Annotated in this window: 25 protein-coding genes and 2 pseudogenes; 2 read left to right on the top strand and 25 right to left on the bottom strand. The window is 43.2% G+C overall.

Annotated features, from left to right (window positions below):
- Positions 1-171: 171 nt before the first annotated feature.
- Positions 172-504, top strand: a complete 333-nt coding sequence (locus AB6F11_RS01950; protein WP_017068336.1) for a PBPRA1643 family SWIM/SEC-C metal-binding motif protein — start codon at positions 172-174, stop codon at positions 502-504.
- 94 nt (positions 505-598) lie between these two features.
- Here AB6F11_RS01950 and AB6F11_RS01945 read toward each other — a convergent pair whose 3' ends face one another.
- The 15 genes and pseudogenes from AB6F11_RS01945 to AB6F11_RS01875 all read right to left on the bottom strand — a co-directional run bounded on the left by AB6F11_RS01945 (position 599) and on the right by AB6F11_RS01875 (position 9,500).
- Complete coding sequence (locus tag AB6F11_RS01945) at positions 599-1,150, bottom strand: DUF1349 domain-containing protein (protein ID WP_017061809.1); 552 nt, start codon at positions 1,148-1,150, stop codon at positions 599-601.
- 17 nt (positions 1,151-1,167) lie between these two features.
- The gene (locus tag AB6F11_RS01940; RefSeq protein ID WP_102393705.1) at positions 1,168-2,196 is read right to left on the bottom strand and encodes a radical SAM protein; all 1,029 of its coding nucleotides are present in this window, start codon (positions 2,194-2,196) and stop codon (positions 1,168-1,170) included.
- Positions 2,197-2,334: 138 nt separating this feature from the next.
- Positions 2,335-2,559 carry a hypothetical protein gene (locus AB6F11_RS01935; protein ID WP_017061807.1) on the bottom strand — a complete coding sequence of 75 codons (225 nt, stop codon included), beginning with the start codon at positions 2,557-2,559 and terminating at the stop codon, positions 2,335-2,337.
- A gap of 130 nt (positions 2,560-2,689) precedes the next feature.
- Positions 2,690-3,202: pseudogene (locus AB6F11_RS01930) on the bottom strand (adenylate kinase); the annotation flags it as partial.
- Positions 3,203-3,469: 267 nt separating this feature from the next.
- Entirely contained in the window at positions 3,470-3,934 is a 465-nt protein-coding gene (locus AB6F11_RS01925; protein ID WP_102393704.1) for a DUF302 domain-containing protein, read from the bottom strand.
- 151 nt (positions 3,935-4,085) lie between these two features.
- Positions 4,086-5,090, bottom strand: a complete 1,005-nt coding sequence (locus AB6F11_RS01920; RefSeq protein WP_017061804.1) for a S66 peptidase family protein — start codon at positions 5,088-5,090, stop codon at positions 4,086-4,088.
- 140 nt (positions 5,091-5,230) lie between these two features.
- Positions 5,231-5,488 (bottom strand): hypothetical protein, encoded by a 258-nt coding sequence (locus tag AB6F11_RS01915; protein WP_102393703.1) that lies wholly within the window; start codon positions 5,486-5,488, stop codon positions 5,231-5,233.
- Positions 5,489-5,691: 203 nt separating this feature from the next.
- On the bottom strand, positions 5,692-6,273 hold the full coding sequence (locus AB6F11_RS01910) for an HD domain-containing protein (protein ID WP_102393702.1): 582 nt from the start codon (positions 6,271-6,273) through the stop codon (positions 5,692-5,694).
- A 129-nt stretch (positions 6,274-6,402) separates the two neighbouring features.
- Positions 6,403-6,819: a VOC family protein gene (locus AB6F11_RS01905; RefSeq protein ID WP_017061801.1), complete on the bottom strand. Its 417-nt coding sequence runs from the start codon at positions 6,817-6,819 to the stop codon at positions 6,403-6,405.
- Positions 6,820-6,938: 119 nt separating this feature from the next.
- Positions 6,939-7,283: a VOC family protein gene (locus tag AB6F11_RS01900; protein ID WP_017061800.1), complete on the bottom strand. Its 345-nt coding sequence runs from the start codon at positions 7,281-7,283 to the stop codon at positions 6,939-6,941.
- Between the two features lie 77 nt (positions 7,284-7,360).
- Positions 7,361-7,831 (bottom strand): GNAT family N-acetyltransferase, encoded by a 471-nt coding sequence (locus AB6F11_RS01895; protein ID WP_102393701.1) that lies wholly within the window; start codon positions 7,829-7,831, stop codon positions 7,361-7,363.
- 36 nt (positions 7,832-7,867) lie between these two features.
- The gene (locus AB6F11_RS01890; RefSeq protein WP_240698158.1) at positions 7,868-8,167 is read right to left on the bottom strand and encodes a hypothetical protein; all 300 of its coding nucleotides are present in this window, start codon (positions 8,165-8,167) and stop codon (positions 7,868-7,870) included.
- Positions 8,168-8,293: 126 nt separating this feature from the next.
- Positions 8,294-8,575, bottom strand: a pseudogene (locus tag AB6F11_RS01885) (glyoxalase); the annotation flags it as partial.
- Between the two features lie 65 nt (positions 8,576-8,640).
- Positions 8,641-9,339 carry a pseudouridine synthase gene (locus AB6F11_RS01880; protein WP_102393699.1) on the bottom strand — a complete coding sequence of 233 codons (699 nt, stop codon included), beginning with the start codon at positions 9,337-9,339 and terminating at the stop codon, positions 8,641-8,643.
- The gene (locus AB6F11_RS01875; protein ID WP_017059212.1) at positions 9,339-9,500 is read right to left on the bottom strand and encodes a hypothetical protein; all 162 of its coding nucleotides are present in this window, start codon (positions 9,498-9,500) and stop codon (positions 9,339-9,341) included. Before AB6F11_RS01875 ends, AB6F11_RS01880 begins: the two co-directional genes overlap by 1 nt.
- Positions 9,501-9,708: 208 nt before the next feature.
- Between AB6F11_RS01875 and AB6F11_RS01870 the strand changes: the two genes are divergently transcribed.
- A complete protein-coding gene (locus AB6F11_RS01870; protein WP_004733901.1) occupies positions 9,709-10,110 on the top strand; it encodes a YkgJ family cysteine cluster protein in 402 nt (133 codons plus the stop codon).
- A 53-nt stretch (positions 10,111-10,163) separates the two neighbouring features.
- Here the strand turns inward: AB6F11_RS01870 and AB6F11_RS01865 are convergent, their stop codons facing one another.
- The 10 genes from AB6F11_RS01865 to AB6F11_RS01820 form a co-directional block, all read right to left on the bottom strand.
- Positions 10,164-10,565 (bottom strand): NUDIX domain-containing protein, encoded by a 402-nt coding sequence (locus tag AB6F11_RS01865; protein ID WP_102393698.1) that lies wholly within the window; start codon positions 10,563-10,565, stop codon positions 10,164-10,166.
- 228 nt (positions 10,566-10,793) lie between these two features.
- Positions 10,794-11,174 (bottom strand): STAS/SEC14 domain-containing protein, encoded by a 381-nt coding sequence (locus AB6F11_RS01860; RefSeq protein WP_017059209.1) that lies wholly within the window; start codon positions 11,172-11,174, stop codon positions 10,794-10,796.
- 121 nt (positions 11,175-11,295) lie between these two features.
- Positions 11,296-11,790 (bottom strand): HAD family hydrolase, encoded by a 495-nt coding sequence (locus AB6F11_RS01855; protein ID WP_065583633.1) that lies wholly within the window; start codon positions 11,788-11,790, stop codon positions 11,296-11,298.
- 130 nt (positions 11,791-11,920) lie between these two features.
- Entirely contained in the window at positions 11,921-12,385 is a 465-nt protein-coding gene (locus AB6F11_RS01850; protein WP_017059207.1) for an ASCH domain-containing protein, read from the bottom strand.
- Between the two features lie 244 nt (positions 12,386-12,629).
- Positions 12,630-13,685, bottom strand: coding sequence for a glycerophosphodiester phosphodiesterase (gene glpQ, locus AB6F11_RS01845; protein ID WP_102393697.1), 1,056 nt, complete (start codon positions 13,683-13,685; stop codon positions 12,630-12,632).
- Positions 13,686-13,762: 77 nt separating this feature from the next.
- Positions 13,763-15,136, bottom strand: coding sequence for a glycerol-3-phosphate transporter (glpT, locus tag AB6F11_RS01840; protein WP_029235560.1), 1,374 nt, complete (start codon positions 15,134-15,136; stop codon positions 13,763-13,765).
- A 505-nt stretch (positions 15,137-15,641) separates the two neighbouring features.
- The gene (locus tag AB6F11_RS01835; protein ID WP_017059204.1) at positions 15,642-15,896 is read right to left on the bottom strand and encodes a DUF3297 family protein; all 255 of its coding nucleotides are present in this window, start codon (positions 15,894-15,896) and stop codon (positions 15,642-15,644) included.
- 242 nt (positions 15,897-16,138) lie between these two features.
- The gene (locus tag AB6F11_RS01830; RefSeq protein WP_017059203.1) at positions 16,139-16,573 is read right to left on the bottom strand and encodes a GNAT family N-acetyltransferase; all 435 of its coding nucleotides are present in this window, start codon (positions 16,571-16,573) and stop codon (positions 16,139-16,141) included.
- 66 nt (positions 16,574-16,639) lie between these two features.
- Entirely contained in the window at positions 16,640-16,774 is a 135-nt protein-coding gene (locus AB6F11_RS01825; RefSeq protein WP_276605522.1) for a hypothetical protein, read from the bottom strand.
- Positions 16,775-16,797: 23 nt separating this feature from the next.
- On the bottom strand, positions 16,798-17,928 hold the full coding sequence (locus tag AB6F11_RS01820) for a PcfJ domain-containing protein (RefSeq protein ID WP_102393696.1): 1,131 nt from the start codon (positions 17,926-17,928) through the stop codon (positions 16,798-16,800).
- Positions 17,929-18,113 lie beyond the last annotated feature (185 nt).

The following is an 18,113-nucleotide window of genomic DNA, read 5'->3' as shown; positions in this document are numbered from 1 at the left end:
ATTAATCCAACCCGAACAAAGCTAGAGCGCAAACCGTTACTAGCAAGTAAAAACCAAACTGCGTTTGCTCACATCACTGCTTTATCAATTGCAATATATGCGTATAATCCCCGCTCCATTGCGCTATCGCCGTTAAAAATAGCGCCATTCAACATTTTTAATGAGTACCCAATGTCGAAACTATTTTTCAAAGGCCGTATCGAAACAAGACAGAACCACGTTCTTGCTGGCTACAACGTAAACCGCGATGTGAAAGCGGGTACTGAAGAATCTCCAATCGCAGTAATGGTTCAAACTGAAGCGCGCAAAGCAGAAGTTGAAGCACTAGCCGCTGAAAATACTATCTTCGTTACTGTTACAGTCGACGCAGACAAAGAAGAGAACACCATCGAGCTTGATACTCTACTGAACAAGCCAAAAACGATGACGTTTGAAAAGACCCCTAACCGTAACGATCCGTGTTCTTGCGGCAGCGGTAAAAAATACAAGAAGTGTTGTGCATAAGCGCTTTGACTTGAAGAATTTAAAAACGGACCGGTAGCAATATCGGTCCGTTTTTTTATACGCTAAGCAAGCTTATTCAGCGTAAGACAAATTATTAGGCGTCAGACAAACTGAAGCCACTAAATTTGGCGAAATTAGGCGTCGCCTTACTGCCACTGAACGTATAAAGCATCACACCCTGTTCACTGCCTACTAACGAATCAAACGTGATCACTTCCTGCCATTGTTGTTTTTCTAACGGGCGGAAATGAGCGCTGACTTTTCCGCCTTGTTTGACGAGCTTTACCGACACACTAGATTCACTAAACAACAGACGTTCCTTGATCTGTGGCTGACCATTTTGTTCTACAACGAACACCAATGAACGCTCGCCCATGAACATCTCTTTGCTCACTTTAATGTAGTTGTCGTTATCCCAGTAAATACCTAACCCAGCTTGTTCAAATGCGAGGTTTGGATCTAATTGAACCGTCACTTCTGTGCTGTAATCCGAGCTCGATACTGGATGAACGAAGATATTATCAACATCAGCTGAACCCGCACCAAAGATATTGCCCTCTTGCACTTGCATCGTCAGCACGCCGTTTTCCAAAGACCGATGTTCCGGATTTTCATTTCTGATTTGCCAGTTAACGAGGTTATTCATGTTATTAGTCCTTGCTGCTAGATCATGCGTTGACGGAGTTGGTAAAACACATTGTCGAGTTCATCGGGATTTTGCTTTTGAATGCGATTAAGCTCTCTTTGTACAGAATCGTACATAAGTTGGTTATCCATGTCTTTCAATGCGGCGTAGTAATGAATGCGACGTCCCAAGATAAAGTTATTCTGGTCATTCTCACTCATCATATTGAAACGGTCTATTGTCGCTAAGAACTTCGCTTTATCCTGTGGCAGCTGTCCGTTCAGTTCCATCAACAAATTAATACCGTGATAGTTACCATAGTTGCCCGTCACGCGGTTTAGTTTACTGATCAATTGATATTGTTCTTCAAGCATTTCACGTTCGCTAAGTGGCGTGAACTCTCCATTCTGCACCAGTTCATCCAATTCGGTTCCAGGCTTCACAGCAAGCGACAGAATGCGTATTTCATCTGGGTTGATTTGGTTAAGTAAGGCCGCCGTTTCTTCAACATGCTGCACCGAATATTCTTTACCACCCAAGCCAAGGATAATGAAGGTCATCATCTTCATACCCGCTTGCTTCGCGTATTCGGTCGATTTCAAAATAGATTTCGGAGTAATGCCTTTTTTCATCAATTTGAGAACATCAATAGAACCCGATTCCATACCGCAATAAAGCATGTTGAGCCCTGCATCACAGATGGCTTTCATCTCTTCAGGCGACTTCTTAGTCATGCTTTGCGCTCGTCCATAAGAGCTGATCTGCTTTAACTCTGGGAAGGCTTGTTTGAGTGTATTCAACACATCCAGCAAGTCTTCGGTATCCATAGTGAATGAATCACCGTCTTGCAGAAAACAGGTCTCAAATTTACGGTTCTTATAGAATGCTTTCGCAGCCCAAATGTCTTTCTTAATCTCTTCAACGGGACGAATTGCAAACTCCATCCCCTCAAACAGCGTACAGAATTTACATTTGTTCCAAGGACAACCTTGGGTGGTGCGAATCAATAAGCTATCCGCTTCTGAAGGTGGGCGAATATGCCCTTGTTGGAACTGATACTGTGTCATTTGAATGCCCAATAATTAACTATTCGCATAGACTACTAGAAGTTCATTCAATGAAAAACACGGTACAATTTGAATTATTATCAAATGAAAACGGATAATTAAAGAAGAAGAATGTTGAAGTATTAAGTAGGTTAAAGGCTAATCAAGGTTGTCCGGTGTACGTAAATTGGTTCCACACTTTGTACATTTATAGTCACCATTTCCGCCACTTGAAGCTAGCGACGATAAAATCATTCCAAGCAACCCTGGCTTCTTTTCATGTTGTGGCGCTTTTTCGGCTTGGTTACTGAACATAGTGTACTTGTGCAGTGTCAGTTCCTTACAGTTACTACAGAACGCTCTCGTCTTCTCACTTCCATACATAATATCTATCTCCTTAACTCAAAGCACAAACTAAACATATGGCAAATATGCCACACGTAGAGTTAAATCTAAATATTTTCATGAAGTTATGAGTAAGTAAGAGCGTTTTAAAGAAAAGTAAACTCTCGACTGTGAAGTGTTGGTGAACAAAGTTATTCAATTCAGTCACGCTTCTGATGATGTAAACCTCTTTCTCTTTAGCGCGTAATTCTAACTGCGCTCTAAAGTCGTCATTCCAAAATTTAGGACACAGTTGTAGTGTCTTATAGCTTTGTATCGTGCCTTTTATCACTGAGCTTCCAGCAGGCCAGCCTTCAGGTTTAACAAATAAACCTTTGAGCATTCTCTTGGTTACAAACCAGTAGCTAGTTGAATAAGGAATGTCGATATAAACCAAGGTATCAGCTGCATCTAAACGTGTGTTGAACGAGCCTAGAGGGCCAAAACCATCGATGATCCAGCTTTCTGACTTAAGTATGCTCTCATGAGCCTCCTCAAATACTTCACGTTCAACAAACTCTCCGTTGGCCTTGTAAACAATAGAGTCCAACTGGTGAAGCTCTATCCCTGTAGCTAGTGCTAACGCCTTGCTGACTGTGGACTTTCCACTCCCAGGCTTACCAAAAACCGCGATCTTTTTCATATGACTTCCTCTATTCAGATAAAACCCATAAGACAGCGACAAAAAACCCACCTTACGGGTGGGTTCGATAAACAAAGCGCATCAACAATCCCACCATTCTTATGGAATGATGATAATTCGTTGGTTAGATGGCGCTAAATTCAGTTTCATAAAACTACTTTTATATATTGTTGCTTAGTTGTCAATGCAGCCAAACGTTGATTGGGAAGCTATATCCTCGTCAAGTCGCACCCATTAATAGTCTTAATGAGTGCTAATTGGTCTTGGTTATTTCGCTTTCTTTTTCGCCACTGTCGCTTCTGATAGCTTGCTTAGTACACCCGATACTTTCTTAACGACCTCGTCACAGCCATTGATCGCGTGACGCTCTACCAAGTAATTAGGATCGTTGTAAGACAACCATACTTTCTTATTTGAATCTTCAGTGACTAACACCTTCTGCGGTAAATCTATCGCGACTTCTTGAGCACATTGCATTAATGGTGTCCCTACTTTCGGGTTACCAAAGATGATGACTTCCGTTGGTCTCAATTCAAGATCGACCTTACTCGAGTTTTTCTGATGGTCAATTCGCGCAAACAATGTCAAACCTTTGCTTATAGCGAGTTCTTCAAAGCGGTCAGCGGTCTCTTTCACTGAGTAATTACTTTGGTATTTAATCAAACCATCAGAAGCCGCAGCTAAAAATGATGCAGAGAGTAAAATGGCGCATAGTGGTAGTAATTTTTTCATCGTCACCTCAGAGATTTAACCTAATCAAACTTACATTCATAGCGCCACTTCTAAAATCAGCGACGGAACCCATGTCAGTATAGACGCGATTCGATTCTCAGTTTGCAGAGAGGATCACTTTTCTAATGAGTCTTATTATCATCAGTTTAGGTTAACTCGACGCTAACCATTGGCTTTGAAGCTTGAATGTTTGGTCATCAAAATCAATAGTGCCTTGCACACCTAGTGGCGTGACTAGCATGGGATGGGTGTGACAACTGTCGAAGCCATACAGGATCGGGACATTTTTACCGTTCAGCACTTCAAGAAGTACATCGAGTGGTGTTCGCCCTGTCCCTTTGTCATCAAACAACTCATGTTTGCCGAGTACAATAGCGCCTACTTTATCGAATACTCCGCAAGCCAATAAGTGCGCGAATGAACGCTCGACCGCTTCAATGCCTTTTAGTGAATCTTCAATAAGCAGAATATCGCCAGACTGAATTTCTGGCATGTATTCGCTGCCCCAAATCCCGGCCATCGTACTCAGGTTGCCGCCAATCACGCGACCGCTTACTTGACCTCTTCCCATGAAGTGCCATTCGTTATTGTAAACTGGCTTTGCAGAGTCTTGAGTTTCCCAATCGTGTTTAATGTCCGTCCAACTCTCAGGCATCGTGTACTGATGTTGGCTTGAATCCGAGCATAAGATGTCAGTAAACGATTGGAAGGTTTCGTCGACTAATGGCGGGAACTCACCAAATGACGCAACAAGTGCAGGGCCATAAAAAGTCACCAATCCAGTTTTGGCGTAGATGCCTAACAGTAATGCTGTGGCATCTGAATAGCCGACGATGATCTTAGGGTCGTCTCTAAGGGCATCATAATCGATGTATGACAACAGTGAGTTACTGTTGTTACCACCAATGGTCGACATAATGCAGCGCACGTCAGGATCTCGAATGAGCTGATTGAGTTCTTCGGCTCGCGCTTGAATGGAACCAGAACGATACCCTTCTGACTCTCCAGTTAACAAACCTTCAACTAGAATGAAGCCCTGCTTTTCCAAATAACGTTTAGCACGAGCAAATCGATTAGGTGCAAAGACCGTTGCGGGCGATGACGGTGAGAAAAATCCGATTTTGTCACCAATATTTAAAGCTTTTGGGTATATCACTCGTTTGTCCTCTATAACAAAATTGGAATAATACGCCTGACTGAAACTCACTAATTCTTAAAGCAAACGAGTTCTTTAAGCGAGTTGATTTCGGGGTTAGAGCTCAAAAAATTAAGGTTGAATCAAATTTTCATCCCCAATCAGTGCCACGACTTAGTCCCACACTTTTCACACTGGTATTCGTAATCACTGTCGACATAAAAACCGGGAACATTATGGTCACCTTTAAACAATAACGTCATCAGGTACTCCATCAACACGCCTAGCTTCCATTGTTTCTTTTCAGATTCAGTGTCCGCTTTAGATTCAGCATCGGAAGCGTTAACAGCAAGGTGCGGGGTAAGTGCGTTACACTGTTCGCAGTGATAAGGATGTTTAATATACTTATTATCAAGCATTTATATAAGCCAACCAATATTTATAAAGTTGATGCATACTAACAACTTATCACTCGGTTCTCGAACTTATTGTTGTCCACTAGATCTTTATTTGAAAGAAATGAGACACAAGGTAAGTGCCATGCATCTTGAATCAGTTGCCATCGAGATTTCCCTCATTGAACAGCTAAAGCTATTGTTACGCTTAGGTACTAAATTAACTTTTACTTTAATAGCCCTTTGTCCGCAGCACCTTCAAGCTGCACTTCTAGCTCTTTCCATAAGGCACGACTGCCTTTAGAAATACGCTCGCCATTGAAGGTCAGGACTTTGTCTTTGGATATGTTGTGCTTCTTCCAGCTATGACCACCACCATGGATGTTATGAAGCAAAGGCGGCACTCTATCGATCGCCTTACCAAATCTAGCTTCCGGTGACTCACCGGCTTCGAACTCAAGCCATAAATCCAAATACTCGCTTCTTGAATGGCTCGGCAATGATTTCAGCAACCGCTCGACGCAGTTTCTCTCTTTGAGCTTGTTTTCTTCGGTTTCACTGGCATAAATGATGGTGTCTCCGGCATCGATTTCCCCAAGATCATGAATCAGCAGCATCTTCATTACTCGCGTAATATCGATTTCTTCATTGGCATAGTCTTTCAACATGAGTGCGCTCAAACAGACGTGCCAACTGTGCTCAGCGGAGTTTTCATATCGACCCAATCCAACCGGTTTTGTCTGTCGATGAACATCCTTTAATTGTTCAATCTCGACCATGAATTGCAGAATGCCTTTGATTTCTTCCACGATGAGCTTCCTTAACTTAAGTTGATGATTTAGCGGTGCGGAGGGTTAACCTAACGAAAGAGAAGCGTTACTCCCAATGAACCGACATTTTGTAATACGCAACACCCGATGGTTGTGGGCTAAGCTTATCTACCTGTTAGCCATAGGGTGTTCAGGATTTAACTGAAGCAGATCCCACAAGTTACCGTAAAGATCTTCAAACACAGCAACGGTGCCGTAGCCTTGCTCTTTAGGCTCTCGGACAAAGTTAATGCCCAAAGACGTCATACGTTCGTAATCACGCCAGAAGTCATCGGTGTTTAAGAATAGGAATACGCGTCCACCAGCTTGATTGCCGATGAAATCGAGTTGCTCTGGCTTGGAAGCTCTAGCAAGTAACAGGCTCACACCGGTTGAATTTGGTGGAGCAACAACAACCCAGCGCTTATCTTCTTCTGGCAGATACGTGTCTTCGATGAGATCAAACTTAAGCTTGTTTACATAGAAATCAAGCGCTTCATCGTAGTCTTTTACCACGAGTGCAATGTGGACAATATTCTGTTTCATAACATACCTTGTTGGGGTTTTAGCTGCGTGGAATGATGCCATGAAGCAGGTAAAGACACTAGGTGTCGCATCATAAATCGTAGTATCTCGTCCGTCACAATCTAAAAGGTATACATCATTTATAACTGCCAGAATCCGAGCTCGACGCCACCTTGAATGACAATGGCACACATCCCGTGACGTGGTAACTCCATTGGCGGCACCGCAACTTCGGCGCCTAGTTTCTCGGCTGCAGTTACTGCAGACTGAATATCCTCAACCAACGTGTAATGACGAACAGTTGGTTCTTCAGTTTCACGAAGCGGTGCTCGAATGCCAATTACCCCGCCATTAGATAGCTTTGCAGTGCGCGCCCCACCAAGGTTCACATCTGCACCACTGAATTTCACGTTGTAGAGCTGAGCGTATGTTGCACAAACGACATCGACCTCTGGGGTAACCACTTCAAGATATTGAACCTTCATCAAATTTCCTTCTCGTGTTCTTTAAGACTCTCAACCTGCATACAGCTGTGCAGGTGTTTCTCATCAATAATTTATTACTAAGCAATTCGACCGCGCATGATAAATTGCGGGCCTGCTGCGCCACCTAAATACTGTTGATTGATATCTTCGAAACCGCCTTTCTTATAACAGTTGAATGCTGCCGGATTTTTGCAATTCACAGTTAAGTAAATCGACTCATACGCTGAGTAATTCGCTTTTAAATACGGAAACAAAGCCTTCACCGTGCCTGTTCCTAAACCTTTACCTTGCTGGTTTTTATCAACAACAAAGGCTCTCAAGCCAATGCTTCCTTCAGGGCAGAATTCGTAGTGCTCTGCGTAAGCGATATCCAGCTTAAAGAAACCCACAACTTCGTTATCAGACTTAATCACGTGCAAGTGCGTCGTTTCACTGCCGTCTAATAAAAACTCTGCAGCTGTACCAGCGAACTTAACCTGTTCATCGGCGAGTTGGATGGCCTGAACTAACGCCACATGTGAATCTTCAAGCCTTTCGATAGTTATCATTGTTGTTCCTTCTGTATAACACGCACGAAAAACCGACTAGAGCTCATCGCTAGTGTCTCGAGAACCGTAGTTTGGGAAGTTGATATTAAGAACGTTATCGTCCTCAAGAGTGAATAGAACACTTCCATTCTCTACACCGGTTTCGTTTCTATCTGAACAGCCTAGAAACAGCTCCCAATCAAACGAATATTGAAGTCGGTATTGATTCGCATTGATGTGGAGAACGCCTTTGATTTTGATACCGTTCACCACATGTGCCATATCATCGATGTATGACAGATCAGGGATTAACTTTTCTTCGAAATCACTCTTATGCTCGGTTAAGAAATTGAGCAGTTCAGAACATAACTCGGAGCCATGAACCTATGGTTTAGACAGACTAGAAAACAACATTTCTAAATACTCCAAGGATTGTTTTGATATTGGGAAGATGCGCGCGAGTCTGTTACAAATTCAAGCTCAATCGGAAACGGTAACTTCAAAATCCGACACTACATTAGAGTTTTGGATGTTTTGATACCAACTTTTTACGTCTTCAACCAGCAAGTGCATCATGTAATTTTGACAGTGCGCAGGTTCATAAAAGTTTTGCAGAAGGAACGCACAACTGCCGTGTCGTAGGTAGGCGATATCGTGAAATTCAGACATCACTTCGAAGCCGATTGACTGGTAAAAACGCTTAGATAAATCGAAGTCTTTCGCGGGCACGAAAGACTTAATTTCTGAGACTTTGAGGTTTTCCATCCTACATCCTTATAGTGCTGATATTCTGGTCCTGACACGCTTAACGCTTTAAGTGGTTAAAGCGTTTATTCAGAGTCTTGCTGAAATGAGTCGACTTCGGCTTTAGTTAGATAACGCCACTGGCCTGCTTCAACATCTAAACGAACATCACCTATCTGTTCACGGTGTAGGCCAACAACTCGATTCCCTACCGCAGCAAACATTCGTTTTACTTGATGAAACTTACCTTCTGTAATGGTCAACAGCACTTCTTTACTGTTAATCACTTCAAGCTCTGCCGGACGCGTCAGTTTTTGCTCGCCCTGCAATTGCATGCCCGCTTTGAACTTGTCAGCGACATCGTCTTTGATGTCTCGTGACAATGTCACGCGATAAACCTTCTTACATGACTTGGTTGGCAGCGTGATATTGAATGACCAGCGCCCATCATCGGTAATCAAGACTAAGCCTGTTGTGTCGGCATCTAATCGCCCTGCGATATGCAGTTCTGATGCTTTTTCTATCTCGATGTAGTTGAACAGTGAAGGATAAACTTCATCGATATTAGAGCAGATAGTACCCGCTGGCTTATGCATTAAAAGGTATCGAAATTCGCGCAACTTAAGCGGCGTGCCATTTAACAAGATGGTGTTGCTTTCATGAACCTGAGTCGATTCATCGGTGACCGTCTCACTGTTTACGTTTACCTTGCCATTATGAATGCATTCAATTGCTTCAGGCTTGGTTAGTTCAGTGCTTTTACATAGGTATTTATCAAGGCGCATTAATCGTCGGCACCACATTTTGCGCAGGGCTTGTAAGTTCGTTCACCTTGCTCGATAACCACATAGTCACCAACGCACTTGTCACATAAAGCGAGCTTTGGGTAAGCCTCTTTTTGTTTCTTTGCGTTGATGTTGCCTTCGGTGGTGTATACGGTTCTCATTTTGATGCCTTGTTTTAATAACTTGCTAGGCGCAAATTGTATCACTGTTTACAGCCTTGTTTGGAGTGGTGTTAGGTAGTTAAAGTAATATTAAGTACTTCTATTTTAGGCTCCCTTCCCGAAACAGTTTAACCATGAACAACAAAGTCAACGTGCCACGCTTATCAGTGGTAAAATGATAAAAGCTCACCAACCAATGAAGTCACTAATGAAAAATTGTAATCAATGCGGGAAATGCTGTATCAAATACGGAGATGGCGACCTTGCCGCAACGCAAGAAGAGATTGATTTGTGGGAGTTGTTCAATCCAGACATCTTTGAATATGTCCGAGGAAGCGAGATCTGGTTCGACCCTGAATCTGGCGAACGTTTAACTCGCTGCCCTTTTCTGGAGCTGGTTCCGACGAAAGACACCAAGGCTCAAGCCAAGTACACATGTAGCATTTACTTAGACCGACCAGAAGATTGCCGACACTACCCAAGCCTAATTAATGAGATGGTACGAGATGAGTGTGAAATGATTGAGGTGGTGGATTTACAAGACACGAAGAAAGCTCAAAGGAAACTCGACCTGTTGATGAAAGACAGCCGCCCTTCAAGCTATTCGTAAGCGATGATCTTTTGAAGATCAATCTTCAGTATTAGCTAGTAGCCGCTAAAACCTTAAGCCAAATACTGGTTCGCTTCTAACCAATCAAGCGCAACCAGTGCCGCCAATGAGCATACCGCTCTGTCGTTGCCATCCACAAACTTAAGCTCTTCAATTTCGGCATCCGGAGACAGTTCGCCTGTATAATCAGCAAGATAACAAGTCAATTGCACTGATACGCCTTCCGCTTTGCCATCAGCTTGGCCTGTAAACGTCTCGACGTATTTGATGGAATCAGGCACTAAATCGACTGAGATCTCTTCTTTGATTTCGCGAACCAGTGCTTGCTCATCACTTTCGCCAGCTTCACGCTTACCACCCGGTAGATAGAACAGTTCTTTGCCTTGTGATCTGACCATCAACAGCTTGCCGTCTTTGATGAATATCCAAGCCAGCTTATCAATTACCTTATGCATGTCGTTAGACCTTATTTCTGTTTTAGTTCTCGTTCTTACTGAATCAAGCCACACCATTAGTCGCGACCAAACAAAGCCTGGGTATGTTACACGCTGGAAGGAATATACTCTATTGAATCGAATAGGAAATATCATCGCCAAAACGAAAAATGACAGCGTTCGAGACAATTCTCGTCAACTGTCATCGGCGTTGTTTACGGATTGCTTTCTAGTTGTTCGTAGATAGAATCAATCGACTAGCCACTTAAGCGCAGAGTCATGGTCTTCGAATGACTTAATCTCACCGGACACAAACCAACTGCCGACTTTTGATGCCATTTCTTGCCAGCTTTTATCACCATAAATCGCGATTTTGTCTATCTTCGAATTGAGCTCTAATCCCAATTTGAAATCATCCCAAGCTGCACGTAACTCCCATCCTGTTAAGGTTGAGATATCGACCAGCATCTTGAGTTTAGATGAATCGAGTTCTTCTAGCGTGGTATTTAGAATTGGCATCATTGCTTGATAGTCATCGTGTGTAAGCTTGCCTTTCGCTTTAAACACAACGATGGTTTCACCGCTAACACGTTCAATTCCAACCGATATTCCATGACGTTCGATACTCATAACCTAGCCCTCATAGTAGAAACTAGAGTTAGCTTAGAGGATTAAACAGCAAAGAGATGAGAGGTTTACGTCAAAACGGACAAGCGCTTTATCTGAACTTAATATCAGAGAGTTAATCGCGCTACTCCAACAGTTCGCTTAGGGATTGAACTTGTACGATACCTGGATGCTGTGACTTAAGCTCAGCACCTTCCGTGTTCAACCACACCGCTTGCAAACCCGCTTCAAGTGCTGGGTAAATGTCTTTCTCTAGAGTGTCGCCTACCATGGTGATCTCTTGTGGTGAAACACCGAGCTTAGAAATAATGGCAGGATAGAACCCCGACTCGAACTTAGAAAAGCCAATGCTCGCCTTACAAAAGTAACCCAAGATATATTGAGACAGGCCAACACGCTCAAAGGCTCGAATGATGTCGTCTTTACTGGAATCACCAGCATTGGTAGCAACATAAACTAGATGAGTTTTCGACAACTCCCCCAGTAATGCACGAGCACCACTCACTTCTTGTACGGTTTCCCAGTCACACATCTTCCCTTGTGCGTCTGGCAAATCGACCATCAGCGTATTGCCCCAATCGAATAAGACTATTTCTGTTAATTCGATTAGCTTTGTCATCTTGCCTCCTGCATACGATGAATTATCTAATGTTTAAGCGAGCCTATAAAAACTTCTCGGACGGTTAGGCTCATTATGGACAACCTTGTTACTGTTTATGGAGCACGATCTTCTAAACACAAAATACCCTTTATTGATAAACCACTTTGAAACGCTCCAACATAAGTAACATGTCTTCACTTGGTGAGATCTTGAGCTCTTCACATTCACGAGAGAAGAAGTTCCAGTGAGCTTCTTTCCACCATTCGAGTGTTTTGTCACCCTCGCCTTCGGCAGCAGCAAACTCCGCCGTCACTTCGTTATATTTGCACTGTGAGACTGAAGTGATCTCTACAATGCAAACTGGCTTGCCATCCCAGTCAGTGACGACTTGCAAGTGACCAACTACTGGTCTCGTCTCGCCTTCATGGCTGTACCAATATTCAAGGCTGCAAGACGCTTGTTTTTCACCCTTGAGAATTAACTGGGCGCAGAGGTTGGCGTTGTATTCATCAGCACAGTAATAGTCGGCACTAAAAGAGGTGTATTGCGAAGCAACGTCTGCTGGTAATGTGTTGAGGTAGCTATCAAGATAAGCTTTGCTTCTTTCTTCCATGATCTTTCCAAATTCAATATTAGGTTGAGCCGATAAAGACTTATAGAATAAGCATCTGGCTGCATTGGGAGTAACCTATCAAGTCAGGTTATTGCTGTAAACCGAGTGAATATCAAAATGTGGGCTGAGAAAGAAGAATATAGGTAGGATTTCGAGGCCAGTACAAGGAGAGCCAAAAAGTACATTTAGTGTGTGCTTTTGGCTCTGAATATCTCGTTAGTAGTCGCTCGTAATTGGCAGGATATTAACGGTTCAAGAAGTCGACCGCTTTGTCTGGGAAGTCAGTAAACACACCATCGACTTTGACTTGGTTGTAGAAGACATCCAACATGCCATCAAAGTTATCAGCATAAGCTGGGATTCTTCCTGGGTCGGCACGGAACGTGTATGGGTGAACGTCTAAGCCCGCGTCTTTTGCTGACTTCATTAACGGTTTAATGATGATGTTATCTTTGGTCGATGCATTGTCCACCAACATTGGCTTCCAAGGACCAATTCCTTCAGCATAACTCGCCACTTTTTCCATGCCACCAGCTTCAAACATCCAGTCGTAACTGTACGGCGTTGCTTTGTCGCCTTGGTAGGTCATGGTTTCATTCCAATCTGTATAGGCCATCAACTGAACGAGCTTAAGGTCCATTTCCATCGCTGGCATGAGCTCATCATTAATGCGTTGAAGTTCATTGGCGTCGAAACACTGCAAATACACTTTGTCGTCTTTCGATAGGTAACCATATTGATGCAAGGTCGCAAGTACCGCTTTGGAGATGTCTTTGCCTTCGTGACGATGGAACCAAGGTGCTTTAATTTCAGGATAGATGCCCACGTCATAACCTAAGGTCTTATTTAGGCCTTGGATCAGCTCGATTTCTTCTGCAAAGGTAGCGACACGAAAATCAGACTGCCACATTGGGAAGCGCGTTGGGTACCCTGCCACTCTGTTGCCTTGTTCATCTAACTTAAAGCCTTCGGTCACCTTTAATGATTTGATCTCAGCGAGCGTAAAATCAATCGCGTAGTAACGGCCATCTGAACGAGCACGTGTTGGAAAGCGATCCGCGACATCGGTGACTCGGTCTAGATAATGATCATGCAAAACCACCAATTGGTCGTCTTTGGTCATCACGACATCTTGTTCGATGTAGTCGGGTTTCATTGCATAAGCGAGCGCTTTAGCGGGTAATGTGTGTTCAGGTAAATAACCAGAAGCACCGCGATGCGCAATCACTAAAGGATCTGCTAATGCATTTGCAGATAAGCTTAGTGCTAATAAGGTCAGAGACAGTGACGTTGTTTTCATTATTGTTTCCCTTGATAAAACAGAAGCAGGATATACCTGCCTCTGTTGTTATTTATAGATGTGATTCAGTAAATACACTACTGAGCTAACGCTTCTTTCTCTCGTTCGAGATCTTTTTGTTTATGGTGCGCACGCTCACCTAAGAAGGCGTACAGCAGACAGATGATTGAAGCTACACAAGCGCCGACCAAAATAATGAAGCCGCCATCCCAACCGTAATGGTCAACCATAAAGCCGAGTATTGCGTTCGCAGCAACCGCGCCACCTAAGTAACCAAACAAACCTGTTAGACCAGCCGCTGTACCTGCAGCTTTCTTAGGTGCAAGTTCCAGTGCATACAAACCGATCAGCATTACAGGACCATAGATAAGGAAACCAATCGCAACCAGTGCCAACATATCAACCGTTGGGTTACCCGCAGGGTTCAGCCAATATACCAACACAGCGACTGTCACTAGAACCATGAACAAGATACCTGCAGGTGCACGTCGGCCTTTGAATAACTTATCTGAAATCCAACCACACAATAAGGTGCCAGGGATACCTGCCCACTCATACAAGAAGTAAGCCCAAGATGATTTATCTACAGAGAAGTCTTTTGCTTCTTTTAAGTAAACTGGAGCCCAATCGAGTACGCCATAGCGGATAAGGTAAACAAACGCATTGGCAATAGCGATTGACCACAACAGTTTGTTAGAGAAAACGTACTTAAAGAAGATCTCTTTCGCCGTCATTTCTTTCTCATGAGACGTATCGTAGTCGTCTGGGTAATCGTCTTTATGTTCTTCAATCGGTGGTAAGCCGCAAGATTGAGGTGTATCTCTTACAGTAAACCAAACAAAGACAGCAACGAGAGTGGCAAAAAATGCAGGAACATAAAAAGCGGTTCGCCAATCGTCGTTAAAAGCCCACAGCCCCAACAAGAACATTGGGCCAATCAAACCGCCACCCACGTTGTGAGCAACGTTCCATACTGACACTATCTCACCACGTTCTTTTCGTGACCACCAGTGGACCATGGTTCGTCCACAAGCTGGCCAACCCATACCTTGGAACCAACCATTCAAGAACAGCAGGATAAACATCGCAGTGATGCTGCCTGTTGCCCAAGGCATAAAGCCAAAGCAGAACATCACCAGTGCCGACATTAACAAGCCACCGCTGAGGAAGTAACGAGGGTTAGAACGGTCAGAAACACTGCCCATTAAGAACTTAGATAAGCCGTAAGCGATAGATACCGCCGCTAATGCAACCCCTAGTTCTCCACGGCTAAAACCTTGTTCAATGAGATAAGGCATCGCCAAACTAAAGTTTTTACGGACTAAGTAGTACCCCGCATAGCCAACGAAGATGCCAAGAAACAGCTGCCATCGTAGTCGTGTGTAGGTGCTATCGATCTTATCTGATGACAAGCGATCGATATGCGCCATAGGTTTGAATATTCCAAACATAGGAACCTCATAATTATTGGGCGAAGGAAGAATTTAAATGCTCGAACGAAAAAATTTAGCGCTCATTCGAAATCAAGGGAATTGTATGTGCTTCAGGATTAATTTCTGTGATAGAGGTAGTTATTAACAAAAAATAACTTTAAATACAGCATATTAGTTTCATTTAATTAGACTGCGCTTCATATTTTTGTTTGTATCTGTTTAATTAAACATCAGAACTTTCGAGTACGAATAAATCCAAAAAGAGCGAGCGAACATAAATCAACCAACAACAACTTTGTTATTACTGCGAATGCATAGTGAATAACAACAATTTTGGTTGAATCTGTGGAGTTATGAAGGTGGTTTGGGCTATTGGTTAAAGAAGTTCGCTAAAATCAATGCAAACAAAAAGGGTCTAGATTTCTCTAGACCCTTTTAGGTAATAACGCTTGGTGGCTTGATGTTGGCTAATTAAGCAAACATTAGCTAATTACTCGAAGTATTAGCTAGCCACACGACATGATTATGCGTCGATGTAAAAAGCTTCTACAGTGCCTTTTAGAGTAATAAGCATTGGCTGACCAAAACGATCTAGCGCTTTTGGAGAAGGGATCTTAACCCAACCTTCGCTGATGCAGTATTCTTCAACATCAGTACGCTCTTTACCATTTAGACGAATGCCGATTGGGTATTCGAAACACTCAGCAACGTGGTGTGGGCTGCGTGGGTTGCCTGCAAGATGATCTGGTAAAGCTGGTCTTGAATTAGTATCGCTCATGTTCATTACCTGTATGTACGTAAATAAAAAAAGTGCGTCATTCTAGTCAATATAGGCTTTGTGCTCAACAACTGCTGCAATAAATCGTCTTGATCGTTTTAATCAACAGCTAGTTGTTTGATTTAAAGGCGATATCGGCATGAGTTTCAACGAAAATTTAACAGGTTTATGCATTATGGATGAAAGGGAGAAATTCAATACTCGAACGGCAGATAAACTAATATCAGGCTTTTATTCCGAGCTTATCGATTAAGCTCAATACTCATCACTTTATGGTTCGGTTCTGATTCGATATTTACGATTGACCAACCTAGCCCTTGGTAGAGACCCATGATATTGGTGTACGCGTAGAGTTGAGTTTGCACTGCAGAAGAAACCTGTCTGACACCACGATTAATCAGTTCACTGGCAATGCCTTGACCGCGCCATTGAGGGTCGACAAACACAGCGTTGATCCACACTACATCACGAACTTGGTGAGGTTCTTGAAAATAGGAATACGCCAAGCCACCAATGACCACATTATCGCGAAGTACTGTTATTACTGGAGGGAGTTGTACGTTTTCTTTATATGTATCTTTAAACTTGAAATCAGACCATTCACTTTGAAATAAGCCCTCTAACTCATGCCAATAAGGTGAGTTTTCATCGCAATTTCTAAAGATTACTTTCTGCATTTTTCCGTCCTTTTAAAGAGAGTAATTCGGCTATCCTAGCCTTGTTTAATCTAAGTGTAGGTAAAGCTACTCTTCTTCGTCGTAATCGTCTGCTGGGTATTGATTAATTTCTTCGCCGCATCCTAGGCATTCACCTTGCAGATCCGTAGGCATCACAATAATCAAACCACAATGAGGGCAAAGATCGCCTTGTTGAAACATCCTGTATTCCTTCTACTTAATGGCTATTGCTTAGGATATTTTTGCTTACTCGCTTCTAGCCAGTCGTGAATCACTTGGCGAGCGGATTCCGACGGAGGTGCATTTCGTTTTCCGCAGATTTGGTCTATTTCAAAAGGAAATGCTTTGCTCGGGACGCGGCGTAAACCTATGGTTAAACGCTGAGGCTTGAGCATGCGGAACACCACATAACGATCGCTCATGATTCGGTTGTGATACACGCCAATACAGTGCTTCTGCTCGATGCCTTCGTGTTCAAGGTCGTAATAATCCGTGAGCGGATGAATGTTGTCATTGCCAAGTAAAGGAACGGGATAAGGGATGTCTTTATCCATTGGGCGATTACCCTCCAAACGACGTAATTGGCGTTGCTCCGTCCAGCGGTCATGGAGTTGTTCAAACATCGCAAAAGAGTTCTGACTGGTAATCGCGCGCAGTGGATCATCCATCTCCAAATCTTGCCCTAGCAATATCGCATCTTGGAACATCGCCATCTTCGACGGTGCGTTAAGTCTGCCCTCTTCCACCATTGCAATCCCTAGCCTGCTACCAGTTAAAAATGGATGAACTTGGTCCAAACGCAGGGCTGTGTATCCAACTTTTGAGTAATGCTTAAACTTAAGGACTCGTCTTTGCAGCGGTTCGAGAATACGAACAATGTGGTCGAGTTCATCACCAACATTGTAATGAAGCTCTAGCTTGTCGATGAATTTGAGTGTCGCCTTGCTGCCGTCTAAGCCCAACTTGGTAAGGACCTTCTTCTGCCCTAAGCGACTTAGTGCCAGTGCTTTCTTGTTGTCGACACTGTATTTCATGCAGATCAAAGCCAAAATAACAGGCCTTAATTCAAGCAATTGCGCGGCTTCATAAGTATTCGCAGCAAGCCACAACATCTGGTATTGGTATTCTGGAAAGTCGTCGGTGATTTCACGATAACGCGCAGGTAATGAATTTAGCCAACGACCATTCACGTCAAACTGTTCAACAAGGTTGAGGCTCAGCCCAATGCCTCCATCAAGCGGTCGTCTACCATCTTCAAACACATGAAAGCCGACGAGCTTTTGAGACCAGTCTCGGATCTCAATATCGTAGTCGAAACCTAATGTTCGAGTGGGAATGGTTAGTAGTGCTGTCATTGATGCCTCTTCGTTATTGGCGCATTGAACTATCAAGCCTATCTAACAGCATAAGCTAGCGCTTCAACCACTATATCAACCTTTTGTAAATTTCTTACCAATCAAAGCGATATAAATACGATAGTGCTTAGAAGAACATTGAATGATGATTTTACGGAATATGAGATCTCTTCGATATCATTTGC

Origin of the sequence: Vibrio sp. 10N.247.311.14, assembly GCF_041467715.1 — a bacterium.
GTDB classification, from domain to species: Bacteria; Pseudomonadota; Gammaproteobacteria; order Enterobacterales; family Vibrionaceae; genus Vibrio; species Vibrio crassostreae_C.
Note: the sequence above shows the minus strand (reverse complement) of the source record. Positions and strands in the feature narration are given on the sequence as shown.

Bases quoted from the DNA above. Each gene is read 5' to 3' on its own strand.
- AB6F11_RS01950 (WP_017068336.1), top strand. From the start codon at position 172: ATGTCGAAACTATTTTTCAAAGGCCGTATCGAAACAAGACAGAACCAC.
- AB6F11_RS01945 (WP_017061809.1), bottom strand. From the start codon at position 1,150: ATGAATAACCTCGTTAACTGGCAAATCAGAAATGAAAATCCGGAACAT.
- AB6F11_RS01940 (WP_102393705.1), bottom strand. From the start codon at position 2,196: ATGACACAGTATCAGTTCCAACAAGGGCATATTCGCCCACCTTCAGAA.
- AB6F11_RS01935 (WP_017061807.1), bottom strand. From the start codon at position 2,559: ATGTATGGAAGTGAGAAGACGAGAGCGTTCTGTAGTAACTGTAAGGAA.
- AB6F11_RS01925 (WP_102393704.1), bottom strand. From the start codon at position 3,934: ATGAAAAAATTACTACCACTATGCGCCATTTTACTCTCTGCATCATTT.
- AB6F11_RS01915 (WP_102393703.1), bottom strand. From the start codon at position 5,488: ATGCTTGATAATAAGTATATTAAACATCCTTATCACTGCGAACAGTGT.
- AB6F11_RS01905 (WP_017061801.1), bottom strand. From the start codon at position 6,819: ATGAAACAGAATATTGTCCACATTGCACTCGTGGTAAAAGACTACGAT.
- AB6F11_RS01900 (WP_017061800.1), bottom strand. From the start codon at position 7,283: ATGAAGGTTCAATATCTTGAAGTGGTTACCCCAGAGGTCGATGTCGTT.
- AB6F11_RS01895 (WP_102393701.1), bottom strand. From the start codon at position 7,831: ATGATAACTATCGAAAGGCTTGAAGATTCACATGTGGCGTTAGTTCAG.
- AB6F11_RS01880 (WP_102393699.1), bottom strand. From the start codon at position 9,339: ATGCGCCTTGATAAATACCTATGTAAAAGCACTGAACTAACCAAGCCT.
- AB6F11_RS01875 (WP_017059212.1), bottom strand. From the start codon at position 9,500: ATGAGAACCGTATACACCACCGAAGGCAACATCAACGCAAAGAAACAA.
- AB6F11_RS01870 (WP_004733901.1), top strand. From the start codon at position 9,709: ATGAAAAATTGTAATCAATGCGGGAAATGCTGTATCAAATACGGAGAT.
- AB6F11_RS01865 (WP_102393698.1), bottom strand. From the start codon at position 10,565: ATGCATAAGGTAATTGATAAGCTGGCTTGGATATTCATCAAAGACGGC.
- AB6F11_RS01860 (WP_017059209.1), bottom strand. From the start codon at position 11,174: ATGAGTATCGAACGTCATGGAATATCGGTTGGAATTGAACGTGTTAGC.
- AB6F11_RS01855 (WP_065583633.1), bottom strand. From the start codon at position 11,790: ATGACAAAGCTAATCGAATTAACAGAAATAGTCTTATTCGATTGGGGC.
- AB6F11_RS01850 (WP_017059207.1), bottom strand. From the start codon at position 12,385: ATGGAAGAAAGAAGCAAAGCTTATCTTGATAGCTACCTCAACACATTA.
- glpQ (WP_102393697.1), bottom strand. From the start codon at position 13,685: ATGAAAACAACGTCACTGTCTCTGACCTTATTAGCACTAAGCTTATCT.
- glpT (WP_029235560.1), bottom strand. From the start codon at position 15,136: ATGTTTGGAATATTCAAACCTATGGCGCATATCGATCGCTTGTCATCA.
- AB6F11_RS01835 (WP_017059204.1), bottom strand. From the start codon at position 15,896: ATGAGCGATACTAATTCAAGACCAGCTTTACCAGATCATCTTGCAGGC.
- AB6F11_RS01830 (WP_017059203.1), bottom strand. From the start codon at position 16,573: ATGCAGAAAGTAATCTTTAGAAATTGCGATGAAAACTCACCTTATTGG.
- AB6F11_RS01825 (WP_276605522.1), bottom strand. From the start codon at position 16,774: ATGTTTCAACAAGGCGATCTTTGCCCTCATTGTGGTTTGATTATTGTG.
- AB6F11_RS01820 (WP_102393696.1), bottom strand. From the start codon at position 17,928: ATGACAGCACTACTAACCATTCCCACTCGAACATTAGGTTTCGACTAC.